This is a genomic window from Sphingobium sp. SYK-6 (assembly GCF_000283515.1).
GTDB lineage: Bacteria > Pseudomonadota > Alphaproteobacteria > Sphingomonadales > Sphingomonadaceae > Sphingobium > Sphingobium lignivorans.
Genome location: NC_015976.1, coordinates 82,370 through 100,214 on the forward strand (window position 1 = coordinate 82,370; position 17,845 = coordinate 100,214).

The 17,845-nt window shown below is 65.8% G+C and carries 19 protein-coding genes; 12 read left to right on the forward strand and 7 right to left on the reverse strand.

The annotated features are described in order from the left end of the window. Window positions 1-640: 640 nt before the first annotated feature. Window positions 641-1,054 (reverse strand): EVE domain-containing protein, encoded by a 414-nt coding sequence (locus tag SLG_RS00400; RefSeq protein WP_014074411.1) that lies wholly within the window; start codon window positions 1,052-1,054, stop codon window positions 641-643. 136 nt (window positions 1,055-1,190) lie between these two features. Between SLG_RS00400 and SLG_RS00405 the strand changes: the two genes are divergently transcribed. Further along, window positions 1,191-2,135, forward strand: coding sequence for an isopenicillin N synthase family dioxygenase (locus SLG_RS00405; protein WP_014074412.1), 945 nt, complete (start codon window positions 1,191-1,193; stop codon window positions 2,133-2,135). A 39-nt stretch (window positions 2,136-2,174) separates the two neighbouring features. Here the strand turns inward: SLG_RS00405 and SLG_RS00410 are convergent, their stop codons facing one another. After that, complete coding sequence (locus tag SLG_RS00410) at window positions 2,175-2,576, reverse strand: dihydroneopterin aldolase (RefSeq protein ID WP_014074413.1); 402 nt, start codon at window positions 2,574-2,576, stop codon at window positions 2,175-2,177. 94 nt (window positions 2,577-2,670) lie between these two features. On the opposite strand from SLG_RS00410, the gene SLG_RS00415 reads away from it, so the two are divergent. The 4 genes from SLG_RS00415 (at window position 2,671) to SLG_RS00430 (ending at window position 5,700) form a co-directional block, all read left to right on the forward strand. Further along, a complete protein-coding gene (locus tag SLG_RS00415; protein ID WP_014074414.1) occupies window positions 2,671-3,216 on the forward strand; it encodes a GNAT family N-acetyltransferase in 546 nt (181 codons plus the stop codon). A 77-nt stretch (window positions 3,217-3,293) separates the two neighbouring features. Further along, window positions 3,294-3,863: a DUF1285 domain-containing protein gene (locus SLG_RS00420; protein WP_014074415.1), complete on the forward strand. Its 570-nt coding sequence runs from the start codon at window positions 3,294-3,296 to the stop codon at window positions 3,861-3,863. Then, window positions 3,860-4,483 (forward strand): CoA pyrophosphatase, encoded by a 624-nt coding sequence (locus SLG_RS00425; protein WP_014074416.1) that lies wholly within the window; start codon window positions 3,860-3,862, stop codon window positions 4,481-4,483. The genes SLG_RS00420 and SLG_RS00425 overlap by 4 nt, the downstream gene beginning before the upstream one ends. 8 nt (window positions 4,484-4,491) lie before the next feature. After that, on the forward strand, window positions 4,492-5,700 hold the full coding sequence (locus SLG_RS00430; protein WP_041392267.1) for a CCA tRNA nucleotidyltransferase: 1,209 nt from the start codon (window positions 4,492-4,494) through the stop codon (window positions 5,698-5,700). Here the strand turns inward: SLG_RS00430 and SLG_RS00435 are convergent. Beyond that, on the reverse strand, window positions 5,664-7,370 hold the full coding sequence (locus tag SLG_RS00435; RefSeq protein ID WP_231848712.1) for a putative bifunctional diguanylate cyclase/phosphodiesterase: 1,707 nt from the start codon (window positions 7,368-7,370) through the stop codon (window positions 5,664-5,666). The two genes, SLG_RS00430 and SLG_RS00435, sit on opposite strands and share 37 nt — an antisense overlap. 264 nt (window positions 7,371-7,634) lie before the next feature. Then, window positions 7,635-9,926 carry a DNA topoisomerase IV subunit A gene (parC, locus tag SLG_RS00440; RefSeq protein ID WP_014074419.1) on the reverse strand — a complete coding sequence of 764 codons (2,292 nt, stop codon included), beginning with the start codon at window positions 9,924-9,926 and terminating at the stop codon, window positions 7,635-7,637. 133 nt (window positions 9,927-10,059) lie between these two features. Here parC and hemB point away from each other — a divergent pair, with 133 nt between their 5' ends. The 3 genes from hemB to SLG_RS00455 are packed head-to-tail and all read left to right on the forward strand — an operon-like array spanning window position 10,060 to window position 12,159. Then, window positions 10,060-11,055: a porphobilinogen synthase gene (gene hemB / locus SLG_RS00445; RefSeq protein ID WP_148276660.1), complete on the forward strand. Its 996-nt coding sequence runs from the start codon at window positions 10,060-10,062 to the stop codon at window positions 11,053-11,055. After that, window positions 11,048-11,605, forward strand: a complete 558-nt coding sequence (locus SLG_RS00450) for a GNAT family N-acetyltransferase (RefSeq protein WP_014074421.1) — start codon at window positions 11,048-11,050, stop codon at window positions 11,603-11,605. The genes hemB and SLG_RS00450 overlap by 8 nt, the downstream gene beginning before the upstream one ends. Then, window positions 11,602-12,159 carry a gamma carbonic anhydrase family protein gene (locus SLG_RS00455; protein WP_014074422.1) on the forward strand — a complete coding sequence of 186 codons (558 nt, stop codon included), beginning with the start codon at window positions 11,602-11,604 and terminating at the stop codon, window positions 12,157-12,159. The genes SLG_RS00450 and SLG_RS00455 overlap by 4 nt, the downstream gene beginning before the upstream one ends. Here the strand turns inward: SLG_RS00455 and SLG_RS00460 are convergent. Further along, window positions 12,134-12,676, reverse strand: a complete 543-nt coding sequence (locus tag SLG_RS00460) for a hypothetical protein (protein WP_014074423.1) — start codon at window positions 12,674-12,676, stop codon at window positions 12,134-12,136. The genes SLG_RS00455 and SLG_RS00460 overlap by 26 nt on opposite strands. 216 nt (window positions 12,677-12,892) lie before the next feature. Between SLG_RS00460 and rplU the strand changes: the two genes are divergently transcribed. From rplU to SLG_RS00475, 3 genes are all read left to right on the forward strand, one after another. Then, a complete protein-coding gene (rplU, locus tag SLG_RS00465; RefSeq protein WP_014074424.1) occupies window positions 12,893-13,252 on the forward strand; it encodes a 50S ribosomal protein L21 in 360 nt (119 codons plus the stop codon). A 29-nt stretch (window positions 13,253-13,281) separates the two neighbouring features. Continuing rightward, the gene (gene rpmA, locus SLG_RS00470; RefSeq protein ID WP_014074425.1) at window positions 13,282-13,551 is read left to right on the forward strand and encodes a 50S ribosomal protein L27; all 270 of its coding nucleotides are present in this window, start codon (window positions 13,282-13,284) and stop codon (window positions 13,549-13,551) included. A 270-nt stretch (window positions 13,552-13,821) separates the two neighbouring features. Continuing rightward, window positions 13,822-14,394 carry a GNAT family N-acetyltransferase gene (locus tag SLG_RS00475; protein WP_014074426.1) on the forward strand — a complete coding sequence of 191 codons (573 nt, stop codon included), beginning with the start codon at window positions 13,822-13,824 and terminating at the stop codon, window positions 14,392-14,394. Here SLG_RS00475 and SLG_RS00480 read toward each other — a convergent pair. Continuing rightward, complete coding sequence (locus tag SLG_RS00480) at window positions 14,364-14,924, reverse strand: GNAT family N-acetyltransferase (RefSeq protein ID WP_014074427.1); 561 nt, start codon at window positions 14,922-14,924, stop codon at window positions 14,364-14,366. The two genes, SLG_RS00475 and SLG_RS00480, sit on opposite strands and share 31 nt — an antisense overlap. A gap of 179 nt (window positions 14,925-15,103) precedes the next feature. Here SLG_RS00480 and SLG_RS00485 point away from each other — a divergent pair, with 179 nt between their 5' ends. Next, window positions 15,104-16,009, forward strand: a complete 906-nt coding sequence (locus SLG_RS00485; protein ID WP_041391657.1) for a hypothetical protein — start codon at window positions 15,104-15,106, stop codon at window positions 16,007-16,009. Between the two features lie 102 nt (window positions 16,010-16,111). Here the strand turns inward: SLG_RS00485 and SLG_RS00490 are convergent, their stop codons facing one another. Then, on the reverse strand, window positions 16,112-17,779 hold the full coding sequence (locus SLG_RS00490; protein ID WP_014074429.1) for an MFS transporter: 1,668 nt from the start codon (window positions 17,777-17,779) through the stop codon (window positions 16,112-16,114). Between the last annotated feature and the right edge of the window lie 66 nt (window positions 17,780-17,845).

Here is a 17,845-nt window from a genome sequence, read left to right on the forward strand (position 1 = left end):
TCCACCCCGCAAGGCAGCCAGCATATCCGACGGGGCGGGTATGATGCAGGCAGCGCGTGGCCGCGCACACCGCAAAATCCCTCGAAAATACCCCTAAGCTTCTGATTTCTCTTGGGCTTTTTGGCACTCCGTAAGAAGAATGCTCTCATGGGCGACGAGTCGTGCCAAGTGGAATCTGGCTTAGCCAGCACCATTGCCCCAGCAAATCTGTGGATTAAGGTGGATAAGTCCGGGGATAAGCCGTGCGGATGGCCGGAAAGCGCGGTCTCGCGAGGCGCGTCATCCTCATCCGCCGCGCTTTTCCCTGTCCTACAGCCCCTCCGCCATGGCAGGCCTGCCGGACGCCTGCTTCCGTCGGCGACAGGGCAGGCAAGGCAGGGCTCTTTCTCATGCTCGGGGTGCCATCGCCCGCTCAGGCCACACAGGCTTGGCGGGACAGGCTCTGGCGTCCGCCGCATTCAAAGGTCATGGAAGCGGAAGATGACACGGACGTATCGTCATCTTTGTAAACTTCCAGACCACAGCGCCCTGTTGGAGCGGTATCGTCGGGTCATTGGGCGGCGCTTCAGGGCGCTGAGCGACTTCCATGCCAGGTGCTCAGGTCCGCCTTAGCACGGCGCAGCGCCGGGAAGGAAAAGGCTCAGCTCGCAGCGCCGGCCATGCGCAGGATGCAATCATATTCAGCGTCGGCGACCGGCGAGACGGACAGGCGCGACTGCCGGATCATCGCCATGCCGGCAAGAGCGGGCTCGGCCTTGATGGCCTTGAGGGTCACTGGCTGCGGCAATTTCTCCACCGGCGCCACTTCCACGGCGATCCATTTGCCGGTGGGATCGGTACTGTCCTGCTTGGCCGTGCGGACGATCTCCATGATGCCTACCGCTTCGAGGCCGATATTGCTGTGGTAGAACAGCGCGCGGTCGCCGAGCGCCATGGTCTTCATGTTGAGCTGGGCGGCGTGATTGCGCACGCCGTCCCACTCGGCGCGTCCTTTCTCGACCAGATCGTCCCAGGAGAACACGTCGGGTTCCGATTTCATCAGCCAGTAGCGCATGTCTGTTCCTGTCGCGGATGGATGGCGGCCCGCCTTTCCACGACGATCCCGCCCGCGCAATCCCCTGCAGGTGACAGGCCACACGAGAAGGCCTAGTCAGGCGCCCATCGGATCACTTCGTCAACGAGTCACACGCATGTCCCAGACTATCCTGCCCGAGCAGGTTCCTGTCCTTTCGCTTGCCAGCCTCAGCGCCGACGACTTCGCCGACGCGCTCGGTCGCAGCTTCCGCGAATATGGCTTTGCCGTGGTGTCGGATCACGGCATGGATCCCGATCTGATTGCCCGCGGCTGGGCCCTGGCCAAGGCGTTTTTCGCGCTGCCGGATGAGGCGAAGCGCGCCTATCTCGTGCCCGGTGGCGCGGGGCAGCGGGGCTATACGGCCTTCGGAACCGAAATCGCCAAGGGCGCGAGCGAGAATGACCTCAAGGAGTTCTGGCACGTCGGTCGTGAACTGCCGGCCGGTCATCCGCTCGCCGCGGACATGCCGCCCAATCTCTGGCCGAGCGAGATCGAGGGCTTCCAGGACGTCTTCTCGTCCCTGTTCGCGGCGTTCGATGTCGCCGGGGCGAAGATCCTCTCCGGCGTGGCGCGCCATCTCGGACTGCCGGCGGACTGGTTCGACGCGAAGATCGACGAGGGCAATTCCATCCTGCGCCTGTTGCATTACCCGCCCGTCTCGGCGGATGCTCCGGGCATTCGAGCCGGCGCGCATGAAGACATCAATCTCATCACGCTCCTGCTCGGTGCGGAGGAAGGTGGCCTGCAACTCCTCACCAAGAGCGGCAACTGGATCGCGGCGACGCCGCCGCCCGGCGCGCTGGTCATCAATGTGGGCGACATGCTCCAGCGCCTGACCAACCATGTGCTACCCTCGACGAGCCATCGCGTGGTCAATCCGCCGGTCGAGCGGCGTCACATCCCGCGTTACTCCATGCCCTTCTTCCTGCATCTCGAGCCGGATGTGCTGATCGAGGCGCTGCCGCAATGCGTGACCGCGGACAACCCGCTGCGCGAGCCGCCGATCACCGCGCATGACTATCTGCACCAGCGGCTGCGCGAGATCGGTCTCAAGATGTAGGCGGGGGCGCCGGCAGTCATGGCCGCCGGCGACGGCCGGTCATTTCCGCCAGCGTGACAGCGTGATCCCGATCTTCTCGCCACGCTCGGAAAGCGCCAGCTTCACGATCTTGACCGTGACGTGCAGTGCTTTCCTGTCCTGCAGGAAGATCGTGTCGATGATGTGGTCGGCGACCGCCTCGATCAGCGTGAAATGCTGGCCGCGCGTGATCGCGGTCGTCGCGGCGTGCTTGAGGTCCATGTAGTTCTTGGAGAGGCCGAGCGGCGAATCGGGCTCATAATGCCCGGCATGCGCCAGCAGCGCGCGCACGCTGATGCGCAACGGCTGGGGCAGGTGCGTCTCCTCGGAATAGATGCCGGTGAGCACATCGACCTCCAGATCGTCGATCTCCAGCACCAGCATGTCGTCCATCGACATGGACTGCATTTGCGGCTGCACCATGACTAACCTCGAATTGCCCTTTTCATTTGGGCGCGAACCGCTAAAGGCCGCCGCCTCGGGCGCTATTGCCCGGTTGGAGGTCCAACGGCAAGCGGTGACACGGATCAGGGAACTCGCAGGCGCAGGCGATGCGGCAATCACCCGGTTGCTGGATGAGGCATTCGGTCCGAATCGTCACGGCCGCACGGCCTATCGCATCCGTCTGGGAATGGCCTGGTTCACGGACCTGAGCTTCGCCGCTTATGATTCGGACGATCGGCTCATCGGCACGTTGCAATCCTGGCCCGTGGCTCTGCATGGGCCGCAGGGCGGGCCGGCGCCGCTCGTCATGGTTGGCCCGGTCGCCGTGGTGCCCGACCAGCAGCGCCATGGCATCGGGCGCGCGCTCATGGACCGGCTGATCGAGACGGTCGATGCGCATGGCGCCGATCCGCTGGTGATGATCGGGGATCCGGAATATTATGGCCGCTTCTGGGGCTTCTCGGCCGATGCGACGGGGCAGTGGGACGTGCCGGGCCCGGTCGAACGGCACCGGCTCCTGACGAGGGCGCCTGCCGACATCGTACTGCCGCCCATAGGCATGCTTGGTCCCCGCACGGCATTGCCGCAGCCATCCCTGCAGGCGACCGTCACGCCCTGAGCGCGCAGGCCGGAGGTTGCCCTCCCGCTCGCGCGCGCCCTTTGCCAAGTCGCCTCCGCATGCCTATCTGCTGATCCATGACTGCTGCTCCCACCGGATCACCCCAGGAACCGACCATCGCCGGCGTGCCGGAAGAGCCGGCCGGGGACCGGCGTTACCCGGTCGAGCAGTGGCATCCCCCCCATTGCGGGCACAGTGCCATGCGGATCGATGCCGAGGGCAACTGGCATCATGAAGGTCGCCCCATTGTCCGTCCCGAGCTGACGCGCCTGTTCGCGCGGCTGCTGCGGCGCGAGCCCGACGGTCGCCATGTCCTGGTGACCCCTGTCGAGATGCTCGACATCGATGTGGAAGACGCGCCCCTGATGGCCGTGGACATGGCCTGCGAGGGCAGCGGCGAAGCGCGGCGGCTCCGCTTCCGGATCGGTGCGACCGGCGCGTGGGTGGAGGCAGATGCCGCGCATGCCATTCTGGTGGAAGCCGGCGAAACGGGGCCGCGCCCCTATCTCCTGCTCGATGCCGGCCTGCGCGCCCGGATCACGCGTCCGGTCTATTATGCCCTTGCCGAAATCGCGCTGGAGGCGGGGAGCGAGGCGCCGGGCCTCTGGGCTGGCGGCGCCTTCCATCTTCTCGAGCCGCGGGCATGATGTTGCGCAGACGCCTCGCCGCCGCGCTGGCGCCCGCGCTCGATCAGGCGCAGACGCAGGATGTGTTCCTGTACCGGGATCGTCCAACACCGGACGGTCCCTTCACGCCTGCCGCCGTGCTCATCGCCATTACCGACCGGCGGGATCCGGGGCTCATTCTCACGCTCCGTCACGGTGGCCTGCGCGCGCATGCCGGGCAGGTGGCGTTTCCCGGCGGGCGCCTTGACCCGGAGGATGCCGATGCCGTCGCCGCCGCATTGCGCGAGGCAGAAGAGGAAATCGCGATGCCGCGCGATGTCGTGGACGTGGTGGGGCGCTCCGACCAGTTCCGCACGGGCACGGGCTTCTCGATCGAGCCGATCGTGGGGATCGTCCCGCCGGATCTGGCCTTGCGTCCCTCGGAAGCGGAAGTGGACGCCATTTTCGAAGTGCCGCTCGATTTCCTGCTCGATCCCGCGAACCGGGCCCTGCGGACGGTCGAGTGGCAGGGGGGCGAGCGCACTTATTATGAATATCTCTGGCAGGACCGGCGGATCTGGGGCGTGACCGCCGCCATGCTGGTCAATCTCGCCCGCCGCATCGAAGCGGCCGATTCGAATCTGGCGGGGACGCTTTCGTGACACTCACCTTGCCGGAGCGATTGCCCCCTGCCGACTGGCGCGCGCGCGCCGGACTCACCGCGCTGTGCGACGCGCTCGGCGCTGGCGAAGGCGCCGCGCGTTTCGTGGGCGGCGCGGTGCGCGATTCGCTGCTGGGCATCTCAGTCAAGGATGTCGACATCGCCACGGTCCTTCTTCCCGAGGACGTGGTGCGCCGCGTGAAGGCGGCAGGCTTCAAGGCGGTCCCGACCGGCATCGCCCATGGCACGATCACCGCCGTGCTCAATCACTGGCCCGTGGAAATCACCACCCTGCGCCGCGACGTCACGACGGACGGGCGGCGCGCGACCGTAGCGTTCGGCACGGACTGGCGCGAGGATGCCGCCCGACGCGACTTCACGATGAATGCCCTTTATGCCGATCCGCCGGACGGCACGCTGCACGACTATTTCGACGGACGCGCGGATCTGGCGGCCCGGCGGGTGCGCTTCATTGGCGATCCCCATGCGCGGATCGCGGAGGATCATCTGCGCATCCTGCGTTATTTCCGTTTCACGGCCCGGTTCGGCACGATGGATCCGGACAGTGCCGATTATCGCGCTTGCGTCGCCCGGGCCGCCAGCCTGATGTCCCTGTCACGCGAGCGCATCGCCGACGAGTTGCTGCGCTTGCTGGGCGTGGCGGATCCGGGCGAGGTGGTCGCGGCGATGATCGCGGACGACGTGCTGAGGCCCGTGCTCCCGGAGATAGATGCGCAGGGCGTAGCGCGGCTGCGCATGCTGATCGCCCGGGAAGCCGAGGCGGACGTCGCTCCCGATCCTCTGCGGCGCCTTGCGGCCCTGCTGCCGCCGGACGAGGCACTGGCCGATCAGATCGGTGCGCGCCTGCGCCTCTCCAACAAGGCCCGCGCGCGGTTGCGCAATGCGCTCGCGCCGATCGAGGCGGAAACGCCGGAAGCACTCGCCTACAGGATCGGCATGACCGGTGCGATCGACCGGATGCTGCTCGGCAATGCCTTTCAAGCGGCGGATATCGCGACAGTGAAGGACTGGCAGGTGCCCAGACTTCCGCTTTCCGGCGGTGACCTCATCGCCATGGGACTGGAAGCGGGGCCAAGGGTCGCGCGGGCGCTGCAGGCGCTGGAGCGGGCCTGGATCGCCGCCGGCTTCCCCGCCGAGGCGGAAACCCGGGCACTGGCGACTCAGATCATCGTGCTTGAGCTGCGATCGACCCAGTAGCGATAGGCCTCCACGGGCGGCAGGGGGCGGGCAAAGAAATAGCCCTGGCCGTAGTGGCAGCCGAGCGCCGCGAGCGCATCGGCCATTTCGCGCTTCTCGATGCCTTCGGCCGTCGTCTGCATGCCCAGTGCGCCGGCCAGGGAGACGATGGCGCGGATGATGGCGACCTTGTCCTCGTCGCCGATCATGTCGGTGACGAAGCTGCGGTCGATCTTGAGCAGGTCGATCGGCAGCGATTGCAAGCTGGCGAGGTTGGAAAAGCCGGTGCCGAAATCGTCCATCGCCACAGTGACGTTCATGGCCTGCAGCGCGGCGAGGAGCTGCCGTGTCTTGTCGGGATCACTGATCAGCGCGCTCTCGGTCAGCTCGATCGTGAGACGGCTGCCGTCGATTCCGGCATAGCGCAGCGCCTCTTCGACGGCGCGGGGGACATTGTCGCGCACCATCTGCACGGGCGAGAGATTGACGTTCATCGTCAGCGGGAGCGGTTCCCCAAAGCGCCGGTCCCAATCCGCGAGCGTCTGGGCACATTCGCACAGCGCCCAGCGCCCGAGCGGGACGATGAGACCCGATTCCTCGGCGACCGGAATGAACTCGGCAGGCGAGACCTGGCCCAGCACCGGATCGTTCCAGCGCGCCAGCGCCTCGAAGCCTTTGACCGCCCCTGTCTGGAGATTGATGAGCGGCTGGAAGACCATGGTGAGCTGTCCGCAATCGATGGCCTCGCGCAGGCGATTCTCGAGCGTGAATCGCTTCAGCGCCTCGCGCAGCACATGCGCACGATAGACTTCCAGCGTCCCTGACTTCTTGGCGCGCTTGACGGCCGCCTGCGCCTGGCGGAGCAGGTTTTCGGCCTCCTCGTCTTCTTCCGGCGCAAGGGCGCAGCCGAGCGCCACCTCGACATTGATGAGATAGGTCGAGAGCCGGATCGGCGAATCGAACGCCTTGCGGACGCGCTCCGCGATCTGCAGCACTTCCGACAGGCCATGCCCCACATGCGCGAAGATCGCGAATTCGTTGCCGCCGATGCGCGCGAGCACGTCGCCGGCGCGCAGGACGGATTTCACGCGCCGCGCGACGGTGATGATGAGTTCGTCGCCGGCCATGGCGCCCAGCGATTCGTTGATGCGGCTGAAGCGGATGAGATCGAGCGCGATGATGGCGTAGCCCGGCTTCCCGGGCACCGCCGCCTTGTCCTCGACGAGACATTCGATCTGCTCGACGAAGCCGATTCGATTGGGCAGCGAGGTGAGGCTGTCGGTCAGCAGTTCCTTGCGCAGCGTGCTCTCGGCCTTGCGCTCGCTGGTCCGGTCGGTCGCCGTGAAGAGCAGCATCTCGTGATCCGGCCCGGCCTCGTCGGTCGAGGCTCCGCTCACCCAGGTCAGCGTGCAACTGAACACGCGAACGCCCAGTCGGCCCTGGAATTCGAGCTCGAAACGGTCGGAGGCGCGCCGGGTGTCGAACATCGCGAGCGCTCGCCGGCGCCAGTCGAAATCCCGGCCAGACCTGCGATCGGGTGACGGAATGCTGGAGCTCAGTTCCTCGTCGAATCGGGAGAATTCATCGTTGCCCGCGCAATAATTCAGGTCTTCGCCCTCGCGCGAGACCAGCGCCGCAGGGTAAGGCAGCGCCCGCAGCAAGGCTTCAAATCCCGTAGGCGAGGCGCCCATTTGAGCGGCAAGACGCGAGACGCAATTCGAGGTCGTCCGCACCCGGGGAGCGGCCGTCGTGGAAGGCGCATCGCGTTTCGCGCGGACAGTCATGAGGGCGAGGCATAAGCGGCAGTATGTAAAACAAGGTTAACAACCGCGTGCCCGCCGACAGCTTGCTTGGCCGTTCAATGTCTTGCCTCGCAGGGCTTCCACGATGCCGCTCGCGCAGCCCCCTCCAGCCCCTGCCGGGTTCGGCCCCCGGGCTGGTTGCGGCTCCGAATTCTAGTCGAACCGGTTGTTGCGCGGAAATCCGTTCGGCGGCATGCGGCCGGCTGCACCCCGTGCCGCGCGCCAGGGCAGAAGGTCGGTTTCCGTCCGGACGCGGCCGCGCTCGCCCCCCATCGTCCAGCTGAGCCCTTGGGCGAGTGTCAGCGCGGTGGCATCCGACAGGCCGCCGTCACGATATCGCTGCAGCGTCACGCCCTGCCCGCGCGCCATCTCGGGCAGTTCGGCGAGCGAGAAAATGACGAGCTTGCGGTTCTCGCCGATCACTGCGATCGAATCGGCGTCGGCCGCGATCGGCCGCACGACCTTCAGCGTGGCATTGCCCTTCAGGTTGACCACTTGTCGCCCCTTGCGCGTCTCGGCGACGATCTCGCCCATTGAGGCAACGAAGCCGCGGCCGTCGCTGGCGGCGAGCAGCAGCCTGCCTTCCGGTCGCGCGGGAAGCAGAGCAACGATGCCCGTCTCGTTGGCGAGATCGACCATCAGGCGCACCGGCTCGCCGAATCCGCGCCCGCCCGGCAGCTTGTCGGCGCCGAGCGTGAAGAACCGCCCGTCGCTGCCGGCCAGCAGCAGCTTGTCGGTTGTCTGCGCGTGGAAGGCGAAGGCCGGCCCGTCCCCTTCCTTGAACTTGAGCGCTTCGGTCGCGTCGAGGTCGACATGGCCCTTCATCGCGCGGATCCAGCCGCGCTGGGACATGATGACGGTGATCGGTTCTCGCTCGATCATCGCTTCCAGCGGGATTTCGCGGGCCGGCGCGGCCTGTTCGAGGCCAGTGCGCCGTGCGCCGATGCCCTTTTCCGGCGTGTAGCGCCTGCGCAGCTCCGCCAGATCCTTCTTGAGCCGCGTCTTCTGCCGGGCCGGCGATTCGACCAGCTTGTGCAGTTCCTCCCGCTCGGCCGCAAGCGAATCGCGCTCGCGCCGCAGCTCCATTTCCTCGAGCCGCCGCAAGGACCGCAGGCGCATGTTGAGGATCGCCTCGGCCTGCCGGTCGGTCAGCTGGAATTCCGCCATCATCACCGGCTTGGGCTCATCCTCCGTGCGGATGATCTCGATCACCCGGTCGAGATTGAGGAATGCGATGATATAGCCATCGAGCAGTTCCAGCCGGTTGTCGATCTGGTCGATGCGATGCTGTGAACGGCGGACCAGCACCTCGATCTGGTGCGCGAGCCAGGCCGTCAGCAGCGGCTTGAGCCCCAGCACGCGCGGCGTGTGGCTGGCATCCAGCACGTTCATGTTGAGCGGAAAGCGGCTTTCGAGATCGGTCAGGCGGAACAGGCTGTCCATCAGCACGTCCGGGTCGACGGTGCGCGCGCGCGGCTCCAGCACGATGCGCAGCACCTCGTCGGATTCGTCCCGCACATCGGCGAGGATCGGCAGCTTCTTGTCCGCGATGAGCTGGGCGATCTGCTCGATCAGCTTGCCCTTGGCCACGCCATAGGGGATCTGGTCGATGACCGCGATCCAGGTGCCGCGCCCTTCGTCCTCCCGGTGCCAGCGCGCACGCACGCGCAGGCTGCCACGGCCGGTCTCATAGGCATCGGAGATGACCGAGGGCGGATCGACCAGCAGTCCCCCGGTGGGGAAGTCCGGCCCCCGCATGAGCTGCATCAGTTCGCCATGCTCGGCCGCAGGATTATCGATGAGGAGGCTCGCCGCATCGATGACTTCCGCGACATTATGCGGCGGAATGCTGGTCGCCATGCCCACCGCGATGCCCGCCGCGCCATTCGCCAGCAGATTGGGGAACAGGCCGGGGAAGACCTCCGGCTCTTCCTCCTCGCCATTGTAGGTGGGGCGAAAATCGACCGTGCCTTGATCGAGCCCGGTCATCAGGTCCGCCGCCGCCTGCGTCAGCCGCGCTTCGGTGTAGCGCATGGCGGCCGCGTTATCGCCGTCGATATTGCCGAAATTGCCCTGCCCGTCGATCAGCGGCGTGCGCAGCGAGAAATCCTGCGCGAGCCGCACCAGCGCGTCATAGACCGAGGCATCGCCATGCGGATGATATTTGCCGATGACGTCACCGACGACGCGCGCGCATTTCTTGTACGAGGTATTGTTGCGCTCAGGATTGGCGACCAGCACGTCCGGGGCCGGGCCGCTCGGTTCCAGGCGCAGCAGCCGCATGGCCCAGAGCAGGCGACGATGGACCGGCTTGAGCCCGTCGCGCAGATCCGGCAGCGAGCGCGCCGTGATCGTGGAGAGGGCATAGACGAGATAGCGCTCGGACAGCGCGGAATCGAAGGGATGGTCCTTGATGCTGTCGAGCGGATCGGGAATGTCGGTCATGCCTCGCCGTTACCAAGCGCGGGCCGCCTTGGGTAGGGCGCATGAAGGGCCGGCATGCGCGCATGGCGCCGCCGCCGGGGACGAAGCGCTTGAAGCCGGGCCGGAGCAGGCCTATCCCGCGGCGATGAGCCATATTCACGCCGCAGCCTATCCCGCCCTCCGTCTCCGTCGCACACGTGCAACCGGCTGGAGCCGGGCGATGCATGCGGAGAACCGGCTTTCTCCCGCCGATTTCATCTGGCCTCTGTTCGTGACCGAGGGCCGGGATGTGAGCGAGCCGATCGCGAGCCTGCCGGGCGTCTCCCGCTGGTCGGTCGATCTTGCGGTGGCGCGCGCAAGGGAAGCGGCGGCGGCGGGCATCCCCTGCCTCGCGCTCTTCCCCAACACGCAGGCGGACCGGCGGAGCGACGATGGCGCCGAAGCGCTCAACCCGGACAATCTGATGTGCCAGGCCATCCGTGCCATCAAGGATGCGGTCCCGGACATCGGCCTGCTGACGGATGTCGCGCTGGACCCCTATACCGTTCACGGTCAGGACGGGCTGCTCGACGAGGCCGGTTATGTCGTCAACGATGCCACGGTCGACATGCTGGTGGGGCAGGCGCTCAACCAGGCAGCAGCCGGGGCGGACATCATCGCTCCCAGCGACATGATGGATGGGCGCATCGGCGCCATCCGCGAGGCGCTGGAAACGGAGGGCCATGCCAATGTGCAGATCATGGCCTATGCCGCCAAATATGCGTCCGCCTTCTACGGTCCGTTCCGGGACGCGGTCAGTTCGCGCGGGCTGCTGAAGGGCGACAAGAAGAATTACCAGATGGACCCCGCCAACAGCGACGAAGCGCTGCGCGAAGTGGCGCTCGACATCGCCGAAGGCGCGGACAGCGTGATGGTGAAGCCGGGTCTGCCTTATCTGGACATCGTGGCGCGCGTGAAAGCGAACTTCAACGTCCCCGTCTTCGCCTATCAGGTGAGCGGCGAATATGCGATGATCGAGGCGGCAGCGGCTGCCGGGGCGGGGGAGCGGGACGCGCTGGTTCTGGAGACGCTGATGGCCTTCAAGCGCGCCGGTTGCGCGGGCGTGCTGACCTATCATGCGCTTCACGCCGCCCGGTTGCTGAATGGCTGAACCCGTCGCCCGGACCGAGCGGCTCCTGCTGCGGGGCTGGGACGAGGCGGATCTCCCCGCGTTCCTGCAGGCGACGAACACGCCCGCGGTCATGCGCTGGCTCGGCGGTGTCATGGACTGCGCAGCGCAGGCGGCGCTTCTTGAGCGGGTCATGACCTGCCAGGCGCGGAACGGCTTCTGCTTCTGGATCGTGGAGCGCATCGCGGATGGTGCCATGCTCGGCTTCTGTGGCCTCAAGCGGGCGGATGCGCCCGGCTCCTCGGTCAGCGGCGAGATGGAGATCGGCTGGCGCCTGCGCGAGGACGCATGGGGGCAAGGCTATGCCCGGGAAGCGGCAAGCGCCGCTCTGGACCTGGGTTTCGGCCGATTCGGCGCGGACCGGATTGTGGCGCTGACCGTTCCGGGGAATGCCGCCAGCCAACGCCTCATGCAACGGCTCGGCATGCAGCGCCGGACAGATCTGGACTATCAGGACTGCCGTTTCGGGCCAGACCTCAATCCCACGATTGTCCATGTGATCTCCGCCAGCCAATGGGAAGCCAACTCATGAACGCTCCGCTCATCCTGCCCTTCGGTGGCAAGACCCCCCGGATTCACGACAGCGCCTTCGTGGCCCCCGGCTGCGTCATCATTGGCGATGTGGAGATCGGGCCGCAGGCAAGCATCTGGTATAATTGTATATTGCGGGCGGACATCAATCATATCCGCTTGGGCGCGCGTTCGAACATCCAGGACGGCAGCGTGATTCACGTCGAGACCGACTATGGCGATGGCGGGCACCCCGCCATCATTGGCGATGACGTGCTGATCGGCCACATGGCGCTGGTCCACGGTTGCACGCTTCAGGATCGCGCGTTCGTTGGCATGGGCGCGATCGTGATGGACGGGTGCGTGATCGAAGGCGACGCGATGCTGGCGGCCGGGGCCATGCTCACGCCGGGCAAGCGCATGCCGTCCGGCCAGCTGTGGAGCGGCCGACCTGCCAAATATATGCGTGACCTTTCGGAAACCGATATTCTTGGGATGCAGCGCGGCGTGAAAGGCTATGTGCATGAAGCCGGGCTTCATGCCGCCGCGCTCAAGGCTGTCGCAGAGCGCCCCTGAGCGAATCGAGCGCGTCGTTCTGCGCATCGACGAGGGCGAGCACCTGCATCCGGACCGGATCGATCGTCGCGAGATCCGCCATGACGCGCCCGCTATCCTCGTTGTTCTGCCGTTCGACATGCAGCGTATCGAGGCTGGCGAGAGCCGCGATGCTCTCGTAGCGCGCGCCATCCAGAGCGCTCACCGCCATCTGGGCAGCGACCCAGGCCTCGCTTTCCGGCGCGGCGTTGCGCGCGGCGGAAACGAGCGAGCGTCCCTGGTCGAGCTGCTTGCGGAACGCGGCATCCGCGCCGCTGGCCTTTTCCGCAAGCTGGCTGACCTGCGTGGCGAGCGCGGCGTCAACGGAAGCCGGCTGCACGGGCGCTGGCTCGGGCGGTTGGCGATCGCGCGATTCGGCTGGCCGCTTCGCCAGCGAGGGGTAACGTCCGCTCTCGCTCGTCTGCGCATGGGCATTGAGCGAACCGAGAGCGAAGAGGGCGAGGAAAGCGGCGAGACGGCGGATCATGGTTCCGCTCATGTAGGCGACTGTCCGTGGTCCTTCAACGAGTCTCGGCGAACGAGCGCCGGCAGGCTTCGATCATGGCCTTCGCAGGGCGGTTTCCAGCCGGCCGGAGGGATTCGCGGCATTGACAGGCCTCCGATCGACCACTAAGGGGCCACTTTCCCGCGCGGGCACCCTTTGGCTGTGCCATCATGCTCGCGCCAAGCAATTTGAGCGAAAGAAGTAAAGCCCATGTTCGCTGTCGTGCGTACGGGCGGCAAGCAGTATCGCGTCGCCGCCGGAGACAAGATCGTCGTTGAGAAGCTCGCTGGCAATGCCGGCGACACCATCACGCTGGACGATGTCCTGCTCGCGGGCGAAGGCTCGGAGATCAAGGACAGCAACGGCCTGGCCGTTTCGGCCGAGATCATCGCGCAGGCGAAGGGCGAGAAGGTCATCGTCTTCAAGAAGCGCCGCCGTCACAATTATCGGCGCCGCAATGGCCACCGCCAGCAGCACACGATCCTGAAGATCGTGTCGATCGGTGGCGAAGCGCCGAAGAAGAAGGCCGCCAAGAAGGCCGAGGCTGCACCGGCCGAAGCCGAAGCCTGAGCCGCAGAAGAAATTCGAGGAGTTAGACCATGGCACATAAGAAAGCTGGCGGTTCGTCGCGCAACGGCCGCGATTCGGAATCCAAGCGCCTTGGCGTGAAGAAGTTCGGTGGCCAGAGCGTCATCGGCGGCAACATTCTGGTCCGCCAGCGTGGCACGAAATTCTATCCCGGCCGCAATGTCGGCATCGGCAAGGACCACACGCTGTTCGCGCTGACCGAGGGCCGCGTGGTTTTCCACGATGGCAAGCTCGGCCGGAAGTTCGTGTCCGTGGACCTGATGGCGGAAGCCGCGGAATAACCGGACGATCGGTGGGATCGTCCAGCGGGACGATCCCTTGGTGGCCGGACAGCCGGTTTACCTGAAAGCCAAGGGAGAAGGGATCGCCCCTCCTCCCTTTTTTCATATCTCCCCTGGAGCGATTCTCCCGGCCGGCAGTTGCGTCAGGCCCGGGACCTCGAGACATCCAGCTGCGAGCCGCTTGCGAACCCTGTTCGCAGTTCCCGGTCAAAAGGCTGTCTCACAGGCGTCATCTCGGTGCGGCAGGGCCGTATCGACAGGAGTTGAGATATGTTCGCACGGACCCAAAGACTGCTGCTGCGTCCCGGCTGGCCCGAGGATGCGGCGGCTCTACATGCAGCGATCGCCGACGAAGGCATTGTTCGCAACCTTGCCAAGGCACCGTGGCCCTACACGCTTGCAGATGCGCATGCCTTCCTCACGCGTGAGCGCGATCCGCGTCTGCCGGCGTTCCTGATCGTCAAGCGCACCAATGGCACGCCTCATCTGGTCGGCGGATGCGGCATCGGCGTCCAGGAGGATGGCGGGCTCGAACTGGGCTACTGGATCGCGAGGCGCTACTGGGGGCTTGGCTTCGCCACGGAAGCGGCCGGCGCCGTCATGCGCATCGCCCGCGCCGCAGGCCTGCGCAACATCGGGTGCAGCCATTTTCTCGACAATCCGGCGTCAGGCAAGGTCGCCCGCAAGCTCGGTTTCCGGCCGGTCGGTCGGCCGCGGCAACGCTACGGCCTTGGCCGCGGTCGCGCCGATCTTTGCCAGGTCTACGAGGATACAGGCGAAGGCGAGATGCGTGACGATCCCGCAATGGAACTCTACGCGGACGTCGATTGCCTGGCTGCCTGAGAGGCCGGCGCCACCCGATGCATGAGGACGATCGGCTCGCCATGGAAAGGCGGCCGGTCGACTTCCTTGAAGCCGAGCTTTCCCGCGACCCGTAGCGAGGGCGCGTTGCCCGGTGCCACGATGCAACCGATGCGCGGTGCGTCGAGCGCCTGGTCCGCCCAGTCCAGCACGGCCTGCATGGCTTCGGTCGCAATGCCGCGACCGGCCGCTTCCGGCATGCAGGCCCAGCCCGCCTCGGGCATCCCGGCGAGTCCATCGAGGCCACGCATGGCGTCCAGCAGGCCGCCCTCGCCGAGATAGGCGCCGGTGGCCTTGTCCTCGAAGACCCAGAAGCCGAAGCCCAGCATCGGCCACATGCCGCCATAGCGCAGCAGGCGGAACCAGACCGCCTGATCGTCCTGCGCCACGCCACCGATGAAGCGGATCGTCTCGGGATGCTGCCAGAGCGCCCGGCAGTTGGCGAAATCCTCCCGCCGGTGTGCGCGAAGCCGCAAGCGCTCGGTGTGGATCAGGGGAGCGGATGGAAGCATGAACGCGGCTTGCCGCTCCGTCAGGCCAAACACAAGCGCAAAGGGATGGCGCGTCGCCCGCCTTGCAATGGCTCTCTTGAACGCGCGCCAGAAGATCGTTGCGTGCCGTGGCACCTGACTGCATGATCCGATTGCGCCTCCATGCGACCGCGCGGGGAGGCGCTACCCCGGGGGCTGACATGTCGAAGTGCATTTTCCACATGGGCTATGCGAAATGTGGTTCGACGCTGTTGCAGGAAAAGGTGTTTCCGACGGTCGAGGGCGCGGATCTTCGCCTGACGCCGACGGGGGATTTCTTCGAGGGCATGGGCAGCGCACCCGTCCGGCGGCGTCTGGTTTCACAGATTTTCACTTGCTCGCCAGATGTGTGGGACAATGAAGAGATCGTCCGGGGGCTGTTTCCATCCGATGCCGCGCGGGATCTGCTGATCAGTGAGGAAGCCCTCTACACCACCGATCCTTCCAACGCGCACATCGCGGCGCATGTCGCGGCCATGGCCCGGACAGCCCGCCGGTTGGGATATGAGAGATTCGAGTTGCTCGCCATCCACAGGCGGCAGGATGAACGCATCGCATCGGCATATGCGCAGAACAGCCGCCATCTCGACAAGGCCGGCCAGGAGGATTTCGAGGCGGACTGCCGCCGCCTCATCGATCCCGCGCGAGACCTGTATCGCCGTTCCCAGCGGTTCGATTATGCCGGGCTGGCGAGCCTGCTTATCGATGCGCTCGGCAGGCAGGACGTGACCTTCATCCCTCTCGAACTGCTGGCGACCGACGCCCGGCGCTTCGCGGCGGACCTGGGCGCGGTACTGGAGCAGGACATCGATCATGAGACGCTCGTGGATCGCAGCGTCAACGCCAAGCAGGCGGGGGCGGGACGCTGGAAGATCTCGCCGCGCAAATATGAGCAGCGCGCCTCGGTTTATAATCGCCTTCGCGGCAGGCTGGCGCGCCGGCGCCGGCCGACCAGCTTCACGCTCTCCGAGACATTGGCGGGCGAGGTACGCGCGGCATTCGAGCCCGGGAACCGGCGGCTCGCCGGGATTTTTGGATATCCGCTCGGCGAGCTTGGCTATTTCTGACGATTCGCCCCGGCATGGTTCATCGTGCCCGGATGGCGCCTGCTTCCCGCCGCATGTGCAGGGAGGGGAATCGCTCGGCCGTCCCTCTCATTTGACCAGCCGCTAGCTGTCGATATTGCGCCGGAATGTTTCGGGCAGGAACAGCAGCCCGATGATCACGGTCGCGACGGCGACGAGGACCGGATACCAGAGGCCATAATAGATGTTCCCCGTCGCCGCGACCATGGCGAAGGCCGTGGTGGGCAGGAAGCCGCCGAACCAGCCATTGCCGATGTGATAAGGCAGCGACATCGAGGTGTAGCGGATGCGACTGGGGAAAAGCTCCACCAGCATGGCCGCGATCGGCCCGTAGACCATCGTCACCAGCAGAACGAGGTAGAAGAGGATAGCGATCAGCTTCACCGTGTCGATCTGCGCCGGGTCGGCCTTTGCGGGATATCCGGCGTCCGTGAGAGCCGTCTGCAGCGAGGCCTGATAAGCCGTGATCGCCTCGGCCCGGTCGGGTGCGGAAAGCTGTGCGGGGTCCGGCGCGCTCAGGGTCGTTCCGCCGATTGCGACCGAAGCGATCGTCCCGGCCGGCGCTGCGACATTGCTGTAGTCGATGCCGTTACGCGCGAGATAGGCCTTCGCGATATCGCAACTCGACGTGTCGAACCTGTTCTTGCCGATCGGATCGAACTGGAACGAGCATTCATCCGGATAGGCCGTGACGGTCACCGGGGCATTCGCCACCGCGACGGCCAGAGCCGGATTGGCCGCACTGGAAAGCGCGTGGAAAGCAGGGAAATAGGTGGCGGCAGCGAGAGCACAGCCACCCAGGATGATGTATTTCCGCCCGATCCTGTCTGACAGCCAGCCGAAGATCACGAAGAAAGGCGTCGCCATCGCGAGGGCAATGGCGATGTAGATGTTGGCTGTCGCCCCATCCACCTTGAGGATCTTCTCCAGATAGAAGAGGGCGTAGAACTGGCCGGTATACCAGACCACGGCCTGACCGGCGACGGCACCGAACAGCGCGACGAGAACCCAGCGCAGGTTGGTCCACTGGCCGAAAGCCTCGGAAAGCGGCGCCTTGGAGGTTTTTCCCTCCTCCTTCATCTTCTGGAAAACGGGGCTCTCGTTGAGCTGCAGCCGGATCCACATCGAGACGCCAAGCAGCAGGATGGAGATGAGGAACGGCAGGCGCCAGCCCCATGAGCCGAAGCTCTCCTCGCCCATGACGGTCCGGAATCCGATTACGACCAGCAGCGCGGCGAACAGGCCGAAGGTCGCGGTGATCTGGATGAAGCTCGTGTAGAGGCCCCGCCTGTTGTTGGGCGCATGTTCCGCGACATAGGTCGCAGCGCCGCCATATTCACCGCCAAGAGCCAGACCCTGGAGAATGCGCAGCAGCACTAGGATGATCGGCGCGGCAATGCCGATTGTGTCATAGCCGGGGAGGAGGCCGACCGCGAACGTCGAAAGGCCCATGATGCCCATCGTGACGAGGAACGTGTTCTTCCGCCCGACGATGTCCCCGATCCGGCCGAAGACGATCGCGCCGAACGGCCGCACCGCGAAACCCGCCGCGAAGGCACCCAGCGCGAGGATGAAGGCCGTGGTCTCGTTGACCCCGGCGAAGAAGACCCGGGAGATGAACACCGCCAGCAGGCCGTACAGATAGAAATCGTACCACTCGAAGACGGTGCCGAGCGACGAAGCGGTGATGACCTTCTTCTCGCTCTGCGTGGCGCGGTGATGTTTGGGCTCTTCTTTATGGGCGCTCGCCATGCTTCTCTCTCCCTCGGGCTCTATAGCGCATATTTTTGCCGCGACTTCCATGTGGTCCATGGTGCC